The following is a 1,066-nucleotide window of genomic DNA, read 5'->3' on the forward strand; positions in this document are numbered from 1 at the left end:
AAAGAGAGGGGATTATCATTGTTGTCGAAGTTATCGCTTCACCGTGTATATTAATCTTAATCCTCTCTTTTGTTCTTTCTGATTAATCTTCTAAAAATAATAGATTGTAAACTTAAGACGTGTATAATTCATGCTTACATTATCCTTCAAATAAAAATCTTATATTTAAGCAACTGATTTGCAACGACTGAAAATCCTGCGGATTCTCAATCGCACAAATCATACACAATACCGTTGTAGCTAATTTTGCAGAACCTAATGAAAAGTAAACTATCAATTCTATTTCTTCTAATATACAATCTTTGTTCAAGTCAAACTGATATTGACTTTTCTAATTTAAAAGTGACTGAAGCTAGAGTTGATTCTATCAACCTCTATTTTGACAAAGTTCTCAAAAGCGAAGGAGAAAAAAAGAAAGAATTAGAGAAACAGTTTTTTGAACTACTTCCAAATAGCCATTCTCAAATGAGTGATGCAATGTATATAGACACATGGAAAAAACACATCGAATGGAAAAAAAGCAAACACAAAAAAAATTATGTACCTAAACTTTATGTTGTAAATCCTTGGGTTAAATATCTAAGCCAAATGGACTATTATGACAAAGATGCATATTACGAAAAGTATTTTAACATTTGTATTGGAGGTGAATATGGAGCTGATTATTTAAGAGCTGGTTTTGAAATTTATGAACGATTTTTATCCGACACAAAAACTGCTTGCGAGAAACTGGAAAAGTTGACAGACAAAGAAATAGAGAGCATATTTTATTTCATATTTGACGAAACACATCCCGAACATAACGAAGAAAATATCTCATTATATAATGAGATGCTATTAAGAATAAAAAAGGAGAATAAAAAACTATCCGAATTATTGGAAAAGAGCTATAAGCGAATTATTGAGGAACAAAGAAATCACTGAATAAAAAAACTAGCTACAACAAAGAACTGAGTTAAAAAACAAGTCTTTTTAGCTTAATCTTGACACATAATTTTCATCATAAGGCAATCCTGATTTTACAATAGCGAATGCTTGTTTTAAAAGTTTGTTTGCTACTGCAATC

General features: G+C 29.9%; 1 protein-coding gene. It reads left to right on the forward strand.

Annotated elements, in window-relative coordinates:
* The first annotated feature begins 258 nt into the window (after positions 1-258).
* Complete coding sequence (locus ACFQ1K_RS14445; RefSeq protein WP_320556892.1) at positions 259-924, forward strand: hypothetical protein; 666 nt, start codon at positions 259-261, stop codon at positions 922-924.
* Positions 925-1,066: the final 142 nt, after the last annotated feature.

Origin of the sequence: Winogradskyella aquimaris, assembly GCF_042676105.1 — a bacterium.
GTDB classification, from domain to species: Bacteria; Bacteroidota; Bacteroidia; order Flavobacteriales; family Flavobacteriaceae; genus Winogradskyella; species Winogradskyella aquimaris.

What these genes read in the sequence shown, in the direction of transcription:
- ACFQ1K_RS14445 (WP_320556892.1), top strand. Translation starts at nt 259, where the DNA reads ATGAAAAGTAAACTATCAATTCTATTTCTTCTAATATACAATCTTTGT.